Source organism: Nitrospira sp. Ecomares 2.1 (assembly GCF_965152585.1).
The window spans coordinates 4206756-4224880 of record NZ_OZ224219.1 but is presented as its reverse complement, the minus strand read 5'-3'; the positions used below and the strand labels follow the sequence as shown (position 1 = coordinate 4224880).

The 18125-nt window shown below is 48.8% G+C and carries 18 protein-coding genes; 12 read left to right on the top strand and 6 right to left on the bottom strand.

What is annotated here, in order from left to right:
• Positions 1-238: 238 nt before the first annotated feature.
• The 3 genes from ACWHYD_RS18695 to murJ form a co-directional block, all read right to left on the bottom strand.
• On the bottom strand, positions 239-802 hold the full coding sequence (locus tag ACWHYD_RS18695) for a hypothetical protein (RefSeq protein ID WP_447963524.1): 564 nt from the start codon (positions 800-802) through the stop codon (positions 239-241).
• 55 nt (positions 803-857) lie between these two features.
• Complete coding sequence (dtd, locus tag ACWHYD_RS18690) at positions 858-1355, bottom strand: D-aminoacyl-tRNA deacylase (RefSeq protein WP_447963523.1); 498 nt, start codon at positions 1353-1355, stop codon at positions 858-860.
• 74 nt (positions 1356-1429) lie between these two features.
• Positions 1430-3049 (bottom strand): murein biosynthesis integral membrane protein MurJ, encoded by a 1620-nt coding sequence (gene murJ / locus ACWHYD_RS18685; RefSeq protein ID WP_447963522.1) that lies wholly within the window; start codon positions 3047-3049, stop codon positions 1430-1432.
• A gap of 212 nt (positions 3050-3261) precedes the next feature.
• On the opposite strand from murJ, the gene ACWHYD_RS18680 reads away from it, so the two are divergent.
• Positions 3262-4788 (top strand): spermidine synthase, encoded by a 1527-nt coding sequence (locus ACWHYD_RS18680; protein WP_447963521.1) that lies wholly within the window; start codon positions 3262-3264, stop codon positions 4786-4788.
• A gap of 428 nt (positions 4789-5216) precedes the next feature.
• On the opposite strand, the gene ACWHYD_RS18675 is transcribed toward ACWHYD_RS18680, so the two are convergent.
• The gene (locus ACWHYD_RS18675; RefSeq protein ID WP_447963520.1) at positions 5217-5540 is read right to left on the bottom strand and encodes a hypothetical protein; all 324 of its coding nucleotides are present in this window, start codon (positions 5538-5540) and stop codon (positions 5217-5219) included.
• 198 nt (positions 5541-5738) lie between these two features.
• On the opposite strand from ACWHYD_RS18675, the gene ACWHYD_RS18670 reads away from it, so the two are divergent.
• Entirely contained in the window at positions 5739-6992 is a 1254-nt protein-coding gene (locus ACWHYD_RS18670) for an FG-GAP repeat domain-containing protein (RefSeq protein ID WP_447963519.1), read from the top strand.
• A 113-nt stretch (positions 6993-7105) separates the two neighbouring features.
• Positions 7106-7306, top strand: coding sequence for a hypothetical protein (locus tag ACWHYD_RS18665; protein WP_447963518.1), 201 nt, complete (start codon positions 7106-7108; stop codon positions 7304-7306).
• 871 nt (positions 7307-8177) lie between these two features.
• Here ACWHYD_RS18665 and ruvA read toward each other — a convergent pair.
• Both ruvA and ACWHYD_RS18655 read right to left on the bottom strand, forming a co-directional pair.
• Positions 8178-8789, bottom strand: coding sequence for a Holliday junction branch migration protein RuvA (gene ruvA / locus ACWHYD_RS18660; RefSeq protein WP_447963517.1), 612 nt, complete (start codon positions 8787-8789; stop codon positions 8178-8180).
• 107 nt (positions 8790-8896) lie between these two features.
• Positions 8897-9652: a YebC/PmpR family DNA-binding transcriptional regulator gene (locus ACWHYD_RS18655; protein WP_447963516.1), complete on the bottom strand. Its 756-nt coding sequence runs from the start codon at positions 9650-9652 to the stop codon at positions 8897-8899.
• Positions 9653-9875: 223 nt separating this feature from the next.
• Between ACWHYD_RS18655 and fmt the strand changes: the two genes are divergently transcribed.
• From fmt to thrH, 9 genes are all read left to right on the top strand, one after another.
• The gene (gene fmt / locus ACWHYD_RS18650) at positions 9876-10859 is read left to right on the top strand and encodes a methionyl-tRNA formyltransferase (RefSeq protein WP_447963515.1); all 984 of its coding nucleotides are present in this window, start codon (positions 9876-9878) and stop codon (positions 10857-10859) included.
• A 92-nt stretch (positions 10860-10951) separates the two neighbouring features.
• Positions 10952-11266, top strand: coding sequence for a hypothetical protein (locus ACWHYD_RS18645; RefSeq protein ID WP_447963514.1), 315 nt, complete (start codon positions 10952-10954; stop codon positions 11264-11266).
• A gap of 57 nt (positions 11267-11323) precedes the next feature.
• Positions 11324-12142, top strand: a complete 819-nt coding sequence (rsmA, locus tag ACWHYD_RS18640) for a 16S rRNA (adenine(1518)-N(6)/adenine(1519)-N(6))-dimethyltransferase RsmA (protein WP_447963513.1) — start codon at positions 11324-11326, stop codon at positions 12140-12142.
• Between the two features lie 80 nt (positions 12143-12222).
• Positions 12223-14601 carry a DNA translocase FtsK 4TM domain-containing protein gene (locus tag ACWHYD_RS18635; protein WP_447963512.1) on the top strand — a complete coding sequence of 793 codons (2379 nt, stop codon included), beginning with the start codon at positions 12223-12225 and terminating at the stop codon, positions 14599-14601.
• Entirely contained in the window at positions 14598-15293 is a 696-nt protein-coding gene (locus tag ACWHYD_RS18630) for an outer membrane lipoprotein carrier protein LolA (RefSeq protein ID WP_447963511.1), read from the top strand. The genes ACWHYD_RS18635 and ACWHYD_RS18630 overlap by 4 nt, the downstream gene beginning before the upstream one ends.
• 61 nt (positions 15294-15354) lie before the next feature.
• Positions 15355-15831: a sigma-54-dependent transcriptional regulator gene (locus ACWHYD_RS18625; protein ID WP_342347829.1), complete on the top strand. Its 477-nt coding sequence runs from the start codon at positions 15355-15357 to the stop codon at positions 15829-15831.
• 70 nt (positions 15832-15901) lie between these two features.
• A complete protein-coding gene (locus ACWHYD_RS18620; RefSeq protein ID WP_447963510.1) occupies positions 15902-16468 on the top strand; it encodes a hypothetical protein in 567 nt (188 codons plus the stop codon).
• Entirely contained in the window at positions 16465-17112 is a 648-nt protein-coding gene (locus ACWHYD_RS18615) for an HAD family hydrolase (RefSeq protein WP_447963509.1), read from the top strand. The genes ACWHYD_RS18620 and ACWHYD_RS18615 overlap by 4 nt, the downstream gene beginning before the upstream one ends.
• A 168-nt stretch (positions 17113-17280) precedes the next feature.
• Positions 17281-17901, top strand: a complete 621-nt coding sequence (gene thrH / locus ACWHYD_RS18610) for a bifunctional phosphoserine phosphatase/homoserine phosphotransferase ThrH (protein WP_447963508.1) — start codon at positions 17281-17283, stop codon at positions 17899-17901.
• Positions 17902-18125: the final 224 nt, after the last annotated feature.

The following is an 18125-nucleotide window of genomic DNA, read 5'->3' as shown; positions in this document are numbered from 1 at the left end:
TCGTCCTGATTTCCTGAATCGAAGCGAGAAAACGGGTTTAAGAAAGCCCAAGTGAAAAGCATGATCCCTCGATTATGAAGTTGATGTTCCGTAACATTGATGTTGACTGGATTATTTTTGTTGATCTTGCAAAATCTGTGGATGATGAGACGGCCCTCCCGGATAATCTGGTGAGTTAGCGAATAGAGTCCTCCGGGTGGGGGACGGGAGCTAAGGGAACTGTTTGGAGGAAGAGTGTTTAGTGGAAAAGGTGGCTTTGTGCTTGGTTCAGGCTAGGATCTTGAAAACGGTCAAGGTCCAATCGGACAAAGCCTAGGCCCGCGACACAAAGTTCAAAATTTGTTGAAAGCGTTTGAAAGAGCGCTGGTGGATTTTTGCCCTGTGGATCTTGATGGGTAGCGACAATGCTGTAGGAGCGTTTGCCGGCTTTGACGTAATCCACCAAAAAGTCTTTGTGGTGAATAAGTCCGGAGCATTTTATTCGTTTGCAATATTCGGGGAAGAGTCCGGCGAGGAACAGGGTCAGGTCCCCGATGTGACGATGAATATCCCGCTCTTTTTCGGCAGAAGACTGTTGGCTATGGGATTCGGCCGCATACAGGAGTTCTACTACTGTTTCAACGGGTTCTCCCTCATGGTCTTTGATACGGGCGAGTTGATCGATATGGATAAATTCGAGGAGCAGGTTTGAAACGTATTCCGTTACTTGAAAATCCGGCCATCCCAATGCTTCGGAAAAGTTTCGTTCTGTCAACCGGCCAAATAACTGTCTTAGAGGATGTTGTTCAGGGATTGGTGTCATAGATGCCCTTCCCTCTCTTTCCACCGAATGTCCCTTCGTCAGGGTGTGTCGGTTTCTATGTATGTCTATCGGCCTGATGTAAAAGGTTCTTAACCTTTTTTACTCCTTTGCCTACCCTGCTGTCCAGGATGAGGGTCATTGGACCATCATTGTCCAATGCCACGACCATCGTCGCCCCAAATTTCCCTGCTTGTACCGATAAGCCAAGAGCCAGGAATTGTTCGAGTGTTTCCTGGTATCGCATGTGTGCTTCTTCCGGAGGTGCTGCCAATTCAAAGCTTGGACGTCGTCCCTTTTCGGTATTGGCCAGTAAGGTGAATTGAGAGACTAGAAGGAGTTCACCATTGATGTCTTGAAGCGCATCAGTCATTTTCCCTTGTGTGTCAGGAAAAATCCGTAGTCGAGGAATTTTCTCGACCATGAAGGTCACGTCTTGACCGGTATCGCCTTGGGCTACCCCTAATAGAATGACGAGCCCACGGTTGATGTGGGCGATGACTTGGTTTTCAACCGTGACTGAAGCCTGTCTGACGCGTTGAATGACGGCAATCATGAAACCCTTTCGTGTGATATCGCCTATCTCAAGCCCAGCGGTCATAAGGACGGTAGGCGTGTCAGTTTGAATGCTTATGTTGTGGTAGATGGTTTTCGTATTTTTCGTCGCAACATGAGCTTCAGGTGCGTAAGTTCCTCCGACTTGAATGCCTGGTGAACGGAAAAATATCCAATCGTGCTTGCCGCAAGTGCCAGGCTCAACCAGGCAATTTTTTCTAGGCTCTGTCCTGTTGTCTGCCATAGCGGAAATCCTGCAATCCAGGCGGAAACGGCGATGAGAGGGACAAGGGCTATTCCTGTGCGTACCAGAGATAGTCCGAGTGTCTTCCATAGTAATCCCTGAAGCCGATTCCCTAGAATAGTGAGTAAAATTAGTGTGTTTCCCATTGCAGCTAATGCGGTCGCCAGGGCTAATCCGGCGTGTTGGAGCCATTGCATAAGCCATAATGACAGCACAATATTAAGGATAACCGAAACCACAGCCACAATGGCCGGGGTCTTCGTATCTTGAAGGGAATAAAACGCGGTTGCCAGAATTCGATAGCTGGCGAACGCCCACAATCCAATTGAAAACCCAAAAAGTGCCGAAGCGGTTCCAACTGTATCTATAGCCGAAAAGGCACCATGCTCAAAAAATACATGAATAATCGGTATACGCAACATCATCAGCCCAACCATTGATGGAAGGATGATAAATAGCACCATGCGTAAACCAAAATTCACCGTTTCCCGCAGTTCATGCATGGCCCCACGGGCTGCTTGGCCGGATAGGGTGGGCAAGATGGCTGTGGCCATTGCCACACCAAATATCCCTAATGGGAATTGAATGAGGCGCATCCCATAAAACAGGTACGTGGGGCCTCCTTGAAAATACGAAGCTAAAATCGTGCTGACGGTGAGATTGATTTGGGTCACAGCTAATCCCAGCAAGGAAGGAATGAGCAGTAACCCCATTCGTTTCACTCCGGGATGCCGCGGATGAAAATTCCAGTACAATGGGAAACCCTGTTTGTGCAAACTGGGTAATTGCATCAGGAATTGAGCGAGCCCTCCCACTACAATGCCTACAGCTACAGCCAGAATCGCCTGATCAAATAACGGCGAAATGGCCACTGCAAAAAAAATGACACAAAGATTGAAAAAGACAGGAGCCAAGGCAGGAACGGCGAATGAATGGAGGGAATTGAGTATCCCCATGGCCAGGGCCGCTAGGCTTACGAACAGTAAGTAGGGGAACATGATCTGCGTGAGGAGCGTGGTTGTGGCAAGTTGATTCGCCTGACCATGGAGGCCTGGTGCCAGAATCCAGACGAGACTTGGCGCGGCAACGACGCCCATTAAGGTGACAAAGGTCACGAGCGTCAGGAGTGTGGTGAATGCTGCGCTGGCTAACTCCCAGGTTTCCTGCTTGGAGCGGGTCGAATGATATTCGGTGAATATCGGGATAAAGGCGGAAGACATGGACCCTTCCGCAAAAAGTTCTCGCAACAGATTGGGAATTCGATACGCGATGTAAAAGGCGTCTGCTGAAGCGTTGGCGCCAAACAAATTGGCGAGAATGACATCTCGGATAAATCCGAGAATCCGACTGCAGAAAGTGGCTACGCCGATCAGCCCGGCCGCACGACTAATCCGACTGGTCTCTCCTTGAGGAGATGACGGGACTGATGGAGGTTGAGCTGATTGGGACATCCGAATAGGAATGATACCGGAAAGGGTTGAGTTGTTTCACCTGTCAGATGTCAGGGGCGAATGTCTTGCTCTATGATAAGGGAACGCTGAACCTCACGCAGAATCTGAGCATGCAAGTTTTCGCTTAGGCTTGAATTGACACCCTCTGAATCATGCTTTAGCATCACTTCCCTTTTGTCTATGCACTTCTCCATCTTATGACAAGATCTTCGTTGACTCAATCCAGTCTGCCACGATGGTGGTGTTTTGCGACGGCGTTTTCGACCGGTGCGGTGGTGATGGCGCTGGAAATTTTAGGAAGCCGACTCCTCGCGCCGGTTTTTGGTAGTTCACTGTTTGTCTGGGGCGGGCTGATAGGAGTGGTCCTGGCTGCCATGAGCAGTGGGTATGCGGCGGGAGGTTGGCTGGCTGATCGATACGCTCCGCAGAGAGTTTTGGCCGGGCTGTTATTGCTGTCCGGTGTGTGGACTCTTTTGTTGTCATGGGCAGGCCAGCCCGTAGTTTTTGGGGTGTCTCGATGGATTCAGGATCCTCGTTGGGGCCCCTGTTTTGCTGCCAGTGTGCTGTTGGCGGTTCCGGCATTTGGATTGAGCGGTGTTCTCCCGGCCCTTTTGCGTTTGGCTATCGGGGATATGGGGCATCTTGGACGTCATACCGGAGGCATGATTGCGATTTCAACTATTGGGAGTCTTGTCGGAACCTGGGGGACCTCGTTTTATCTGTTAACCTGGCTGGGTAGTACCACATTAGTCGCTATCCTTGGCGTAGTCCAGATCTGTCTTGGTCTATGGTGGACATTGAGAGCTGGAATCCTCCAGCCTGGTTTACAGGTCATACTCCTTTCCTGTGTAGGCGGAATAACCTGGATGGGTTTTCATCCGGTCACCATTTTACCACCGGCAATTTATCAGGAAGATAGCCCGTACCAACAGGTGAGGGTGAGTGAAAATGATTTATTCCGTTATCTTATTTTGGACAATACTTTCCACGCGGTGATGTGGAAAGCGACGCCGGAATCGCTTGCCTTGCCCTATAGTCAAGTCATGATGGGGGTGTTGCCACTTGTTGAGAATCCTAAGCGAGGACTGATCTTAGGCCATGGCGGAGGATCATTGGCAAAGTGGTTAGGCAAGCACTGGCCGGATTTGGAGTTAGATGTTGTCGAAATGGACCCGTCTGTCGTCCAAGCCGCTGAACGGTATTTTGGTTATACGCCACCGCTCAACCATCATGTGTATGTGGAAGACGCTCGCACGTTTTTACGAAACAACCCTTACCAGTATGACGTGGTGTGGGTCGATGTGTTTGCCAGGCATCTCATTCCGTTCCACGTAACGACTCATGAATTCTTTGAAGAATTACGGAAGCATGTGAACCCTGAGGGTGCCGTTGCCGTGAATCTGGCTTCCTCCGATGCGCCGGCAAATGTTCGTCGCGCACAAGCGGTGTTGACCACTATGCAACAGACGTTCCCTGAAGTGGTGCCTTATGGGGTTGCGGGCCCTGAATGGTTAGACACTGCAAAAGGGTCCGTGAACCTGATTTTTTTTGGTGGGGAACCTGTCTCCGTTATGCGCTCTTCGAACTTTTTGGATGTTTTGGCCCGTCAGATGAATCGTGACCGATTTCCGTCAGAAGGGTTTGCATTTTTCATGTCACAGGAGCCGGTCGTACTGGCTCCTGGAGAAATTCTGACCGATGATTTCTCTCCGCTAGATTTACTTCAGGGGGAAGGGTAACCATCCCTTTTGCCTTGAGTCAGCAGGGTTCTTCCTTTAATTCCAAAATACCGCGCAGGATATCCCCAGCACCTTGCTGGGGAAGCTTCACTAGACAGTTAACCTATTCTTGGTTTTCATTGTGAGAATGGCAGGTGTTAAAAAAGGGCAAGAGGCCACTGTAACAAAAAATGGGTTCCACTCATTTGGCGTTCGGCGGGGACTGATTTGGCGGTTTTTCTTTCACACGTTTACCAGGTGTCCGTAAGTACAACAGTGGGTGCATGCAAGAATTGCTGGCATGAGTTGTCCCGTCCTTCTTCATCCTGGCCGTCGGGAATGGTTCCCGCGTTCTCGCCGTTATCCTAAGGCCGAAGACAAAGGCTGTTGTGGAGACAAAATCGAAGGGGGAAACATTGTTTAAAGGTGCTGGAGTCCCAGAAACAACCTTAGTTTTGACAGACAGCTTCTGGCCAAAATTTGTAACGGATTTGTGGTAGCTGAGCGCCGTCAAAATTCGGGAGATCATAAAGACATCGATCAACCACTGCTACCTCATCTTGAGTAAATTCGAAGACTTTCCGTGTTTTCCAAAATTGATCCAGCGTATAGTAGTCCCCTGTGGCCGGCTTCTCCGCCAGTGCAGCCTGAAGTGCTTTGAATACTGCGGTATCGCAGCCAGGGATACGTCCATTGTTGCGGGTAATGCACCATTTAATGATTTCGGCTACCCCGTACATGCTTAGATCAATTTTTTGCTTTTCCTCAGCCATGGTTTCCTCCTTACAAACAGACAAAAAGACAAGAGATCTCTATAACATAAAGATAGTCGTGGCATCCAGTGGGCTACGGTCCTCCCTTTCAAAGTAACTTTTGACAAAGTCTGTAGCTTCCTAGAAAAAATGAGACTTTTCGGACTACTCGCCGGTTTTACATCATTTGGAAAAATCCGTATACTCGATGCGCTGTGCATGGGTTATCCTGCATCTATTTTGGTACCCTCTCAACCCACATATTCTGGAGAAAGGCAAGAAGAATTGTATTTCAGTCAGTCCTTGCGTGCTCGACTTGTCATTCCTCTGGGGCTTTTGGGTCTGCTGTCCTTGGTCGGTTGTCCTACACGCGAGGAGTACCATCCTCCTGATTTGATTTATCATTACCTAGACATTCCAGTGGGGAAAAATCCTACCTCAATCCGGGCAAGTGATTTTAACGGTGATGGATTTACGGATTTGATCACCAGCAATATTCAGGGAAATTCCTTGTCCCTGCTTTTGGGAAAAGGGGACGGGAGTTTTCAGGACCAAAAAACGATTTCTGCCTGTCAGGAGCCGAGGAATGTGGCTGTTGATGATTTTAATCTTGACCACGTGCCCGATTTTGTCGTGGCGTGTTCGGGGGATAATCATGCTCTCGTGTTTTTGGGGCAGGGCGATGGCACTTTTTTGCGTGGGGCCCAATACCTGGTTCATCGTACTCCGGTGAGTATTGCCACAGGCGATTTTAATGAAGATTTTCTTCCTGATTTGGCGGTGGCTCTCCGCAACGACAAAATTCAAATTCTGTTGGGTATGGGCAACGGAAAATTTCGATTGGGGTCATTATATGAATATGGAGATACGCCGACCTCTGTGGCTACCGAGGATTTGAATGGAGATAAACATTTGGATCTGGCTGTGACCAATGGAGGGCCGATGAGTCATGCTGTGTCGATCTGGTTGGGTTTGGGGGATGGCACCTTCCAAGCTCCAACTGACTATCGAACCGGCAAGCGGCCCTTGGGGGTCTCCTTTGCGGACTTCAATACTGATCGGGCCCTAGATCTTCTCGTGATTAACGGTGAGATGAACACGATTACTGTATTTTTAGGAAACGGGGATGGGACTTTTCAAGAGGGAAGAGAATCAGGAGGCGATGCCGGTCCAAATTTTGGCGTGGCCCAGGATTTTGACGGAGATAAATTGCCGGATGTGGCGGTTGCCAATATTCAATCCGGGAGTATTTCGTTGCTATTTGGGAATGGCGATGGGACGTTTCACTATCCTCCAAGGGATTATCCCACCCCGCATGCCCCCTTTGCATTGACCACCCTATTAATTGCCACCGATCGGGGAGAAGAACCAGGGTTGGCGGTCGTGAATAATGCATCTAGTAATGTCTCCATTTTTTTACATCATGGGTTGAATCTCCGGAAGAGCCAACTTTCGGGAACTCCCGCTTCTTGATACTTCGAAGGTTTGTTCTTGATACCCGAATTCTGCCATGTTTACAATACTATTGCCTTTTAGAATGAGGCGTAACGCCGTTCCAAAGCGTGGTTCAGCCTTGTGAGGAGAATGTGCGAACTTTTGGCTGGTGGTTTGGAATGGGATCTCTGCTGACCTTGGCCGTCTTGCTGGTTCAAGGCGGAATGAGAGACCTGATTTACGGTTCTTCTCATTCCGGGACGTGGGAAGGAATACTTTCTATGGGACTGACGGTTTTTGGGGGCGGAGTGCTTGCGGGATGTGTGGCGGTTATTTTAAATCGACTTCGATAGGCAAATTGGATGCCTCAGGAAGAGGGCTGAAAGGGACTGTAGTTATTCAGATTGGCCCTGGGGAAAAGAAAGAAGATGGGTGTTATCCCATCCGTTCACGCGGGTGTCTAATCAGGGAAATAGGTTTGTATCGATATGACGTGTCTCAGATGCCAAGGAACGATGCTGGTTGAACGTCAGTACACCAGGGAGTCGCGCCGGTTCAACGCGAAATGTATCAATTGCGGTTTTTGGTTTGACTTAGCAGATGTGTTGCGTTTTTTTAAGCGAGTCCTCGAAAGCGGCTACAACGGCCAAAAAATCCGTGAAACCCTTTAGCCTTTCTGAATCCAACCCACCGTACTTTCAGTTCTGCAACGTTTAAATTTTTAAGACCTGATCGGGTCCTTGTTAGGATTGTTTGTGGCGGGCAGGCGTTGGAGTGAATTCCACGAATTATCCAGTGGCCTATTAGGTTTTAGTTTCTTGTGCCAAAGTTTAATGACGGCAGTATTGAAAAAGTCCGCCCGCAGAGTTTTCGCCGCTTGGCCTTGTCCACATACTCCTCCTTACGCTTCGCTCGTCCAATCGGATGTGGTCTTCCCTTCGAAAGCCATCAGGGCAGGACTGAACGCGCCATTATGGACTCTCACTTATTTTGCCTGTTCGGGATTCTGCTACTCATCTATGTGGTGAAAAAGCCAAATATGGGAAATATTCAACAGTTCCCCAATCTCGGTTTCCGGGATGAAACTTTTTCTCCTCTGTCCCTGATTTCACATTTTGGTAACAGCTTTTTTAGAGAAAGAATTCCATACTCCTAGACTTTGACCAATACTCTAATAGTCAGGAGTGGTCATTATCTATGGGATGGAGGAAATAACGCCTCCGTTTAACCTTTAGCTAATTCTTTGAGGGTCGTGCGGATGAGGTCTTCGAGTTCGTATCCTTCGTCCAACTTAGCTGTTGCGAGATTCATGGCCTTTTTGACTTCTGGGGCTCGGTATCCCAAATTGATGAGTGCGGAGGCGGCTTCTTCTTGGAGAAAGTTGATAGGTTCCATTGCCGCTGTTGAGGGTTTGTGGGAATCCGAAATCATGATGCGATTGGTTTTGTCTTTTAACTCCAGGACGATTCGACTCGCCGATTTTTTCCCAACGCCGGGGATGGAACCTAAGGTTTCAAGATCGCCGGTTTCAATGGCCTTACATAAATCTGGGACGGAAAGGGTTGATAACGCACTCAGTGCGAGTTTCGGTCCGACGCCGCTGATAGTAGTGAGGAGCGAAAAGGCCTGCTTCTCCTCGGTGGTGGAAAACCCAAAAAGTTGAATGGTGTCGTTCCGCAGGTGAGTGGAAACAAAAACCTGGACTGCAGAATTGATTTCAGGAAGAGTGAAATAGGTAGAAAGGGCTATGAACAGATGATACCCCACACCCTGCACAGAAATGACGGCATCTTGTGGCGTCTTAGAAGAGAGGACTCCCGAAAGTGAGGCAATCATTTTGGCAGACTCAGTTGTTCGTCAAAGTGGAAGGTGACAGGAGAATTCAAGATCAATGAGAGAACGCGGTAAGAGAAAAATCAGAGAATGGAGTGGGATCAAAAGGGCTAGGTGCTTTCTGCAGCCATTTTCTCCATCAGTTCGTCAGATATCTCAAAATTGGCATGGACCTTGGCTACATCTTCGTTCTCGTCTAGGAGATCCATGAGCTTCAAGGCTTGTTCTGCATCTCTGCCGTCAAGTTGAATATGGTTTTGCGCGAGGAAAGTGAGCTCGGACAGGCTGGTTTCAATCTGGGCCTTCTGTAAGGCTTCCTTGACGGCTTCGAAATTTGCTGGTTCTGAAATGACCTCAAATCCGGTGGGAGTTTGTTTCACGTCTTCAGCTCCCGCTTCCAGCGCCAGATCAAATAGTTGTTCTTCAGTCACCGCCTGGTTTTCGATGACCAGTAACCCCTTTTTTTGAAATTGCCAGGCAACCGCGCCGGCTTCAGCCATCGTTCCATTATTTTTTGTGAGAATATTTCGGACTTCGGCTACGGTCCGGTTGCGTTTATCGGTTGAAATCTCCAGGAGGAGTGCCGTCCCTCCTGGTCCATACCCCTCTAGCATAAACTCCTCGAATTGCATTCCCGGAAGTTCTCCAGTACCTCGCTGAATTGCCCGTTTGACCGTATCGGCGGGCATATTGACTTCTTTGGATTTCGCAATGGCTTGGCGTAAGGCTGGATTACCGTCTGGGTCGCCGCCGCTACGTGCGGCAATGGAAATTTCACGGATGACGCGCGTGAAGATTTTCCCACGCTTGGCATCCTGTGCGCCTTTGTGGCGCTTAATTGTTGACCAATGGCTATGTCCACCCATGGTTGCGGTCCATTTCCTAAAATTAAGGGGTCAAGAATATTATAGATGTTATAGTAAGCCCCCGGGTGGGCTTCTATCACAGTAATTGAAAGGGAGTCAATGCAGGCGGGCATGGCAAAAGAAAGGTTGGCAAAGCAGACGGGATGTTATTGTCCTGGAGAGTCAACAAGCTTTATTCTGTGCTTTTGATTTTCCTCTTTTTCCAGTGTTAAGGAAATTAGTCATGCGCATTGTATTTATGGGAACTCCCGCCTTTGCAGTTCCTACGCTTCAACAGTTATTGAAAACTGAATTTTCTGTCGTGGGTGTTGTGTGTCAGCCTGACCGACCGAGTGGGCGTGGGAAGAAAGTTCAAGTCGGCCCGGTAAAGGGGCTTGCATTGTCACAAAATATCCCGGTGGTGCAGCCTGAAAAAATGAAGGATCCCAAATTGATGGAGACTCTTCGAGCATGGGAACCTGATCTGGTGGTGGTTGCCGCGTTTGGGCGTATTTTGCCAAAAACTATTCTTGAGCTCCCCCCGAAAGGGTGTCTGAATGTTCATGGGTCCCTCCTTCCGAAGTATCGGGGTGCTGCTCCCATTCAATGGGCTGTGATCGATGGAGAGGCGGAGACCGGTATTACGATCATGCTCATGGATGAAGGGATGGATACGGGGGCCATTCTACAGCAGGAAGTGATTTCTATAGGTCAGGACGAGACTTCCGGAGAGTTAGCTTCACGAATGGCTGAGATTGGCGGAGCGCTACTGGTCCGGACTCTGCGTGGATGGGTCGCTGGCACAGTGACTCCTTCGGCTCAAGATGATTCGGCAGCGACCTTGGCGCCCATCTTAACTAAAGAAGATGGCTTGATGTCTTGGGGACAATCGGCGCGATGCCTTGCCAATCGTATTCGGGGGCTGTCGCCATGGCCTGGTGTGTATACCTTCCTGGAGGGTGAGCGATGGGGAATTTGGAAAGTTCAGATTGAAGACCAAGAATCAGGTATATTGCATACTACTCATGACGCTCCTCAGGCTCCAGGAACAATTACTGCCATCACGAAACAGTCCATCCGCGTCCAGACTGGTCAGGGAAGTTTGCATCTTTTGGAGATTCAACCTGAAAACAAAAAACGCATGCACGTTTCTGACTATTTAGCCGGGCATCGGATTACACTCGGTATGACCTTCTCAATGGGGCAGCAAGATGATTGTGCAGTGTAATCGTGTGGTTAAAATAAAAAAAGTGTGGCACCGGCAGCCTGGAATTGCCAGGTGTTTTCGTATGACCTGTTTTGGTGGAAAAGGATCCAATAATGACCGATCAATCCTCCGAGCTATTAGCGTTTATACAAAGTCAAATCGAGGAAATTAACACCATTCATGCACAGGCCGAGAAGGCCCTCAATGCGGTGCAGGGGAAAGACCATGTCACGAAATGGAAAAGGAAGGTCGTTGAAGGCCTGGCACCCTACGTGAGTCAGACATATCTTCAACTCATTACCAAGGAATGGCTGGAAACCACCTATTTTGTGGGCGATGTGTTTGACGAATTAGCCGATGAAGTGGATATGTGTCGGCGCCATCTTAAGAAGTTGCTTAAAGACATTCAGACCACCGGCATCCCCTGATGCCACTTACCCTATGAATCACCGGTATGCCTCTTCTCATTTTTCTCCTTGCCTATAATGATGGCACCGCTTCCTCCTTATCCGCGCAAACGGCTCGGTCAACATTTCCTAATTGACCCCAATTTACTCCGAAAAATTATCGATCTGGCGGATCTCCAGCCGAATGATTATGTCTGTGAAATTGGACCGGGGGGCGGCGCCTTAACCAGATTGTTGTGCCAATCGGCAAGGCAGGTGTTAGCCCTGGAAGTCGATCCCCGTATGGTGGATTTTTTGAAAGAGGAATTTTCGGGATATTCGAATCTTGATATTCGAGAACACGATGCGCTTCGTTATCCCTTCGATCAACTACCGGAACCTGCTGTCGTAGTGGCCAATCTGCCCTATAATATTTCAACCCCCATTATGTTTCGGTTATTAGAAGCCCGGCCAAAGATCCGTCGGATGGTTTTAACTGTACAGCTGGAAGTCGCAAAACGGTTAACCGCCAACCCCAATACTAAAGACTATGGGGTGCTCTCGGTTATGGCGCAGCGTTTAGCTGATGTCCGTTTCGGTTTCCCCGTGTCTCGAAAATGCTTTCGCCCCGTTCCTGATGTAGATTCCGGAGTTGTACGGTTGGATATTCGTTTTTCTCAGCCTTCCTTTGGGCAGGAAGCCGACGCGTTTGCTTCGCTGGTACGGGCGGCATTTGGGCAACGGCGAAAAACCCTCCTCAACGCACTACGAGGGGCGGGTTTTCCTTTGATCTGCTTGGAAAGGGCTCAAGAGCGTACAGGTATCATGTTGACCCGACGAGCGGAAACGCTGTCGGTGGGGGAGTTTCAGAATTTAAGTGAAGCGCTCAATGACCCGACGTTTCCTTCCACTTCTTAACGACTCCGGGACCTTGGGCAGGCTTGTCATATGCGTAAGGGTTGTTTGCTCGATAGAAACACTTATGGTAGGATTTTTTGATGAGTATCTTCCCTAGTTCGAAGAGCAAGACAACAAAGGACCAACCTAAGGGATTTTCTATTTTAACTACACAAGTTGTAGGAATTTTGCTTGCCACCTTGGGTATTCTGGGCCTACTCAGCATGGCCACCTTTTCTCCAGCCGATCCGATCCTTTTTAATGACTACCCCTCATCAAATTCTGTTCCCGAAAATGCGGTAGGCCCGATTGGGGCTACTCTCGCGTTTTCCCTCTTAACTGTTGTGGGAGGGGGAGCCTATGTTGTGCCTTTGCTGCTTGTTATGTTGGGTTTAAGTGTTTTATGGGGCGAAAAAATTCGTATTACGTCAGGAAGTCTTCTTGGATCGCTGATTGGAGTTCTATCTGTCAGTGCGCTGCTACATCTTCAATTTTCAGCCGGGCCTCAAATATCCGGGATGGATGTGCTAGGAGTTGGCCAAGGTGGAGTTGTGGGACAATGGGTGGCGGTCGGACTCGGGTCGTATCTGGCGGTCACCGGAGCCACGATCCTGTTAGGGGCACTGTTACTGATTGCTTTTCTTTTGCTTGTGCCGGTATCGATTGGGCAAATTGTTCGAACAACCCTGAATTTCGGGGGACGCCTCAAAAATACCCTGGTGGAGTCGGTGAAAGAGCGAGACTGGTGGGCATCAGATGCCCAACCAAAAATGAATAAATCCATACGGATTAATCGTCAATTGGCTGCCCGTGGGGGTATTGGCACGATGGTATTGGAAACTTTGGAACCCAAATCCAAGTTATCCAAGGTAAAAGATGATCCCCCAGCCACAATCGAGATTGCACCTACTCTCCCCATCCTGGAGGAAGTCGACGACACCTTTATCTCTCGCAGGCAAATTTCAAAGTCCTATCAAATGCCTTCCCCCGTTGACCTCTTGGATACTCATGCTGCGCGGGCCGCGCACCAGACGGATGCGGTGCTGAAATCCCAGTCCGAAATTCTCGTGAACACGTTGGCAAGTTTTGGGATTGAGGGGGGCGTCACGGATGTGCACCCCGGACCGGTGATTACTATGTATGAATTTGCTCCCGGCCCCGGCATCAAAGTCGCCCGCATTGTCAATTTGGCTGATGATCTGGCCATGGCCTTAAAAGCCTTAAAGGTTCGAGTGGTGGCTCCTCTCCCAGGAAAATCCACAGTAGGTATTGAGGTACCGAATCCTCAACGGGAAACGGTTGGATTGAAAGAGATGTTGACATCGGAGGCTTTCACCCGGGCTCGCTCAAAGCTGGCTTTGGCCTTGGGAAAAGATATCTTTGGGCGACCGGTGGTGACGGATCTCCGAACCATGCCCCATTTGTTAGTAGCAGGTGCGACGGGGTCAGGCAAAAGTGTGGGGCTGAACTGCCTGTTATTGAATATCCTGTTTACCGCGCATCCCGATGAGGTGAAGCTCCTGTTAATCGATCCAAAAGTGTTGGAATTGCAGGTGTATGATGGGGTTCCGCACCTCATTCGCCCGGTTATCACGAATCCTAAAGAGGCGGCTCGTGGGCTTGGGTGGGTCGTACAGGAAATGGAGCGGCGTTACCAGGTGTTAGCGGAATTGGGAGTTCGAAATATTGATGCCTATAATAAAAAAGTTACCGACTCTCAGGAGACGGGTTCTCCACTTCGAACCATGAAGAAATTGAGCAAGGGCCAGTCGATGAATGTGGAGGAAGGGGCACCCTTGTTAGAGTCTTCGCAGGAAGAGCGGGTTCTGTTGCCCTACATCGTGGTGGTCATTGATGAGTTTGCCGATCTGATTATGGTGGCTCCGAAGGATATTGAAGATCGCATTGCCCGACTCGCCCAAATGGCCCGTGCGTCGGGCATTCATCTCGTCTTGGCAACGCAAAGACCATCCGTTGACGTCGTAACTGGGCTCATAAAGGCTAATTTCCCTGCACGTATTGCTTATCAGGTTTCTTCCAAAATTGATTCCCGGACCATTTTGGATGCGAATGGAGCAGAAAGCCTTTTGGGAAAAGGTGATATGCTGTTTTTATCTTCTGGCACCGGCGGAATTAATCGACTGCACGGTCCCTATGTCTCAGATGAGGAAGTGCGCGGGGTAGTCGAATGGGTGAAATCCCAAGCCACCCCCGTCTATGACCCGGTGGCTTTGGAGTCCGTTCAAGAACCCTCGGTGGATGAACAGGAACGAGATGAGACCTATGAGCGGGCTAGGGAATTGGTGATGACTACGGGGCAAGCCTCAGCTTCGTTTATCCAGCGTCGCTTGAGGGTAGGGTATCCACGAGCAGCCAGAATGATTGAGCAAATGGAGGAGGAAGGTCTGGTGAGTGCCCCAGGGCGGGATGGGAGACGAGAGGTCCTCGCTCGAAGTACGGCCATTGCGGAGATAGGATGATGCCACTATTGTTTCTGCGCGGTACGCTCCTTTTAGTCATCGTTGGTTTAATGATGCCTGTATCCGATGCCTCGGCCGCCTCCGCTTCTGCTTCCGTCATAAAGGATGTCGCTAGGAAAGTTGATGCTCGTTATGCTCAGACCAAAGATTTGCAAGCTGACTTTGTCCAGGAAACCATTCTTGAGGGATTTACGACGGGGTTTACGTCTTCAGGGCGGCTCTATTTAAAAAAACCCGGATTGCTTCGATGGGATTATCTTCACCCGTCCGAAGAGCAGATTTATGTGGATGGTGATCAGGTAATGATGTATGTCCCTGAGCATCAGCAGGTGGTCAAGGGAGCCCTCACGCAAATGGCCGCGTCCAAGGGTCCTCTGGCGCTTCTTCAGGGGGCAGGAAACCTTTCTCAACAATTTACGATTTTGGAATCCACAGATGGGTCGAGGGATGCGGACAAGTTCCCGAGTCTCACCCTGGTCCCAAAGCCTGTTGGCCAAACCCCTCCAACTATCAAGAAGATTGTACTCAAACTCTTTCCTGATACGTATTTCATTCAGGGTATTACCTTATTTGAGGTGAGCGGGAATATCTCCCGGGTGGTATTTGACCACATTCAAGCGAATACGGGTCTTTCGTCCAGTCAGCTCACCTTCGATGTTCCACCTGATGTCGTGGTGGTCGAACTACCCTGATTGCAACTTTCGGGTCTATCGTTTTTGATGGTGTTCTCTGATAAGGAAAAGGTGGAAAGAAATGGCTGAGCGCATCTTGGTTGTTGATGACGACAAGGGAGTCCGGGAGGCCTTGTCAGAGTTCTTGCTATCGTTGGGTTATACCGTCGTGATGGCCGAAAATGGTGAAGAGGCCTTGAATCAATATCGTAAGGGTGATTTTGACGTGATTATGGCGGATCTGATTATGCCCAATATGGATGGGATGGAGTTGTTAAGGCGTATCAGAGACATCAAAAATGATGAGGTGATTTTTCTGATGATCACTGGGCATCCCTCTATTGGTACGGCTGTGGAGGCTATTAATCGTGGAGCCGATGATTATATTACCAAACCCTTCCATCTCGAGGACGTAAGGTTGCGAGTCACGAAAGCGTTGGAAAAGCAAACCTTAAAAGGTCGCTTGAAAACCGCACAAGGTTTGGCTTGGGGTTTAATGTTGTCCATTCCGCTTTGGCTCTTGTTGGGGATAATTCTGGTTATCCTGTTTAAAGGATAAGCGGTTTTTTCTCAAGTGGTTCTCGTGTGGTCATTGCTCAATCGCCAATCCTTTATTCATGGTGAGCCTGTTGTCCTTGTTCATGCAGGCCTTACTGTGTGTTTTGGGTATTGTGGTGTTCGGTGCAAGCTCTCTTTCGGCCATTAGTGGCCAAATCACTGAAGATCCCACCAAAATTTTACAGAAATATCTTTCCCTAGATAAAAAAGGTGTTCGGTTGGAGGCGCATTCCTGGCAGGTGGTGAGGCCTTTTGTGGCTTGGCTGGAAGAGCCGGTCTGGGGGCAAGTGGTTGTGATTTCTCAATATGAGGTTGTAGACGATGTGTCGCAATGGGAAATTCTTGGTGTGCTAGAGGCCAAAATTCCCGTGATCTTCGAGGTGTTAGGAGCAATGCATTGGGAACGTGTCACGTATGTGTCCAATCCACACCGTGAAATACAATATTTTCATTTGAAGGCGGTTGAGGACCGGTGGCAAATTGTTGGGCCTCAATTGCCTCCACATGTGGGCCGTCAACGTCTGGTGGACTTTGTCCGTTGGGCGGAGTTAAATGAATCTGTGCTGGAAAGAAAAGTTTTTTTCAATTCTTTAATACAACAACTAGAACATAATAATGAGAAAGATACGCAGAAATGACTACTTGGCGTGCGGAAGTGTTGTTCTTTGATTTTGACGGAACTTTGATCGATTCGAAAATTGATATTGCCACATCGGTAAACCTGACCCTAAGGGATTTGGGGTTGACCATACGATCGCGGGAAGAAATCTTTAGTTTTGTGGGTGATGGGGTGAAGCGGTTATTGCGGTTATCGGTGGGAGAAGAAAATTGTGGTCAATATGAAAAAGCCCTGGAGATTTTCCGGAAACATTATTTAGAGCATTGCGTGGAAACCACACGGTTTTATCCTGGGATATGGGAAGTGCTCCATCACTATCAGGACCGCCGGAAAGCCATTGTGACTAACAAATCTTTAGAGTATACCCTTTCAATTGTTGATGGGTTACATGCACAGGATCTCTTTCATCATGTGGAAGCTCCTCGGGATACGATGGAATTGAAGCCAGAGCCCGTGATGTTACTGCGAGCACTTGAAGGGTTGGGCATTGATCCATCTGAAGCGGTGATGATTGGGGATAGTACGAATGATGTCCGGGCAGCTCAGGCCGCCGGCATACGATCTTGTGCTGTGGGCTATGGTTATGGGAACCGAGAAAAAGTTGCGGCATTACGGCCTGATTTTTATTGTGAAAATCCGAAGGATCTTCTTGGCCTGTTTTAATTAATCCCACCTCCATTTCATTCTTTTCGAGGGACGACAGCTGTCAAAAGGGTACTGCTCGCCACGGGATTTTTCTAGTTGTGGCTAATGCAGGAATTCTTTTATGATCATTTGAGATTTTTGATGCCTTTTTACATTTTTTGAAATTTTTTACGAGAAGAGGACTTGATGGCGCAACCGATTGTCACCTGTTTGGATATGGAAGGAGTGTTATTTCCTGAAATCTGGCTAGCTTTGGCGGATAAAGTGGGAATACAAGAGCTACGTCTGACCACCAGGGATGTTGCGGATTATGATGTCTTGATGAAAAAACGACTGGAAGTTCTGAAGGCGCATCGCATTACTCTTCGCGATATTCAGGATGTTGCCAGTTCAATTTCTCCCCTCCCTGGAGTTCCTGATTTTATTGCGTGGTTACGCGAACGCTGCCAAATTATAATATTGTCGGATACGTATTATGAATTTGTAGCGCCACTCATGAAGAAACTCCAATTCCCTACGATTTTTTGCCATACATTGGGGGTTGATTCCCATGGGTTTATCACAGATTACTTCCTGCGCCAACCTGACCAAAAGCGACATGCCGTTAGTGCGATGAAGGGTATCGGGTTCCGGGTGTTGGCGGGAGGAGATTCTTATAATGATGTTTCAATGTTAAAGGAGGCCGACGCCGGAATTTTTTTCTGTCCTCCTGATTCGATAATCCAGGAATTTCCCCAATTCCCTGTAGCTCGTTCGTATGCAGAATTCCAGGAACATCTTGGGCGGGCAGGCGGCTTCCCGTCCTGATATGGTCATGCTGATGTAGGTTTGTATTCCTTTCCCCTTTTTTTGTTAAAGAGGTCTCTGGCTGATGCCAAGCAATATGGAAGGTTTTCTGAGGGGGAAACATTGTTGCCTTTCCCCATGGTACTTGCTAGATGTATCACGCTTTATAGATGGCTGAGACGGGTACTGATGGTGAGGGGAAGGGAAATCAAAGAGTTCAAATTGGAAAGAGATGTAATCATCAG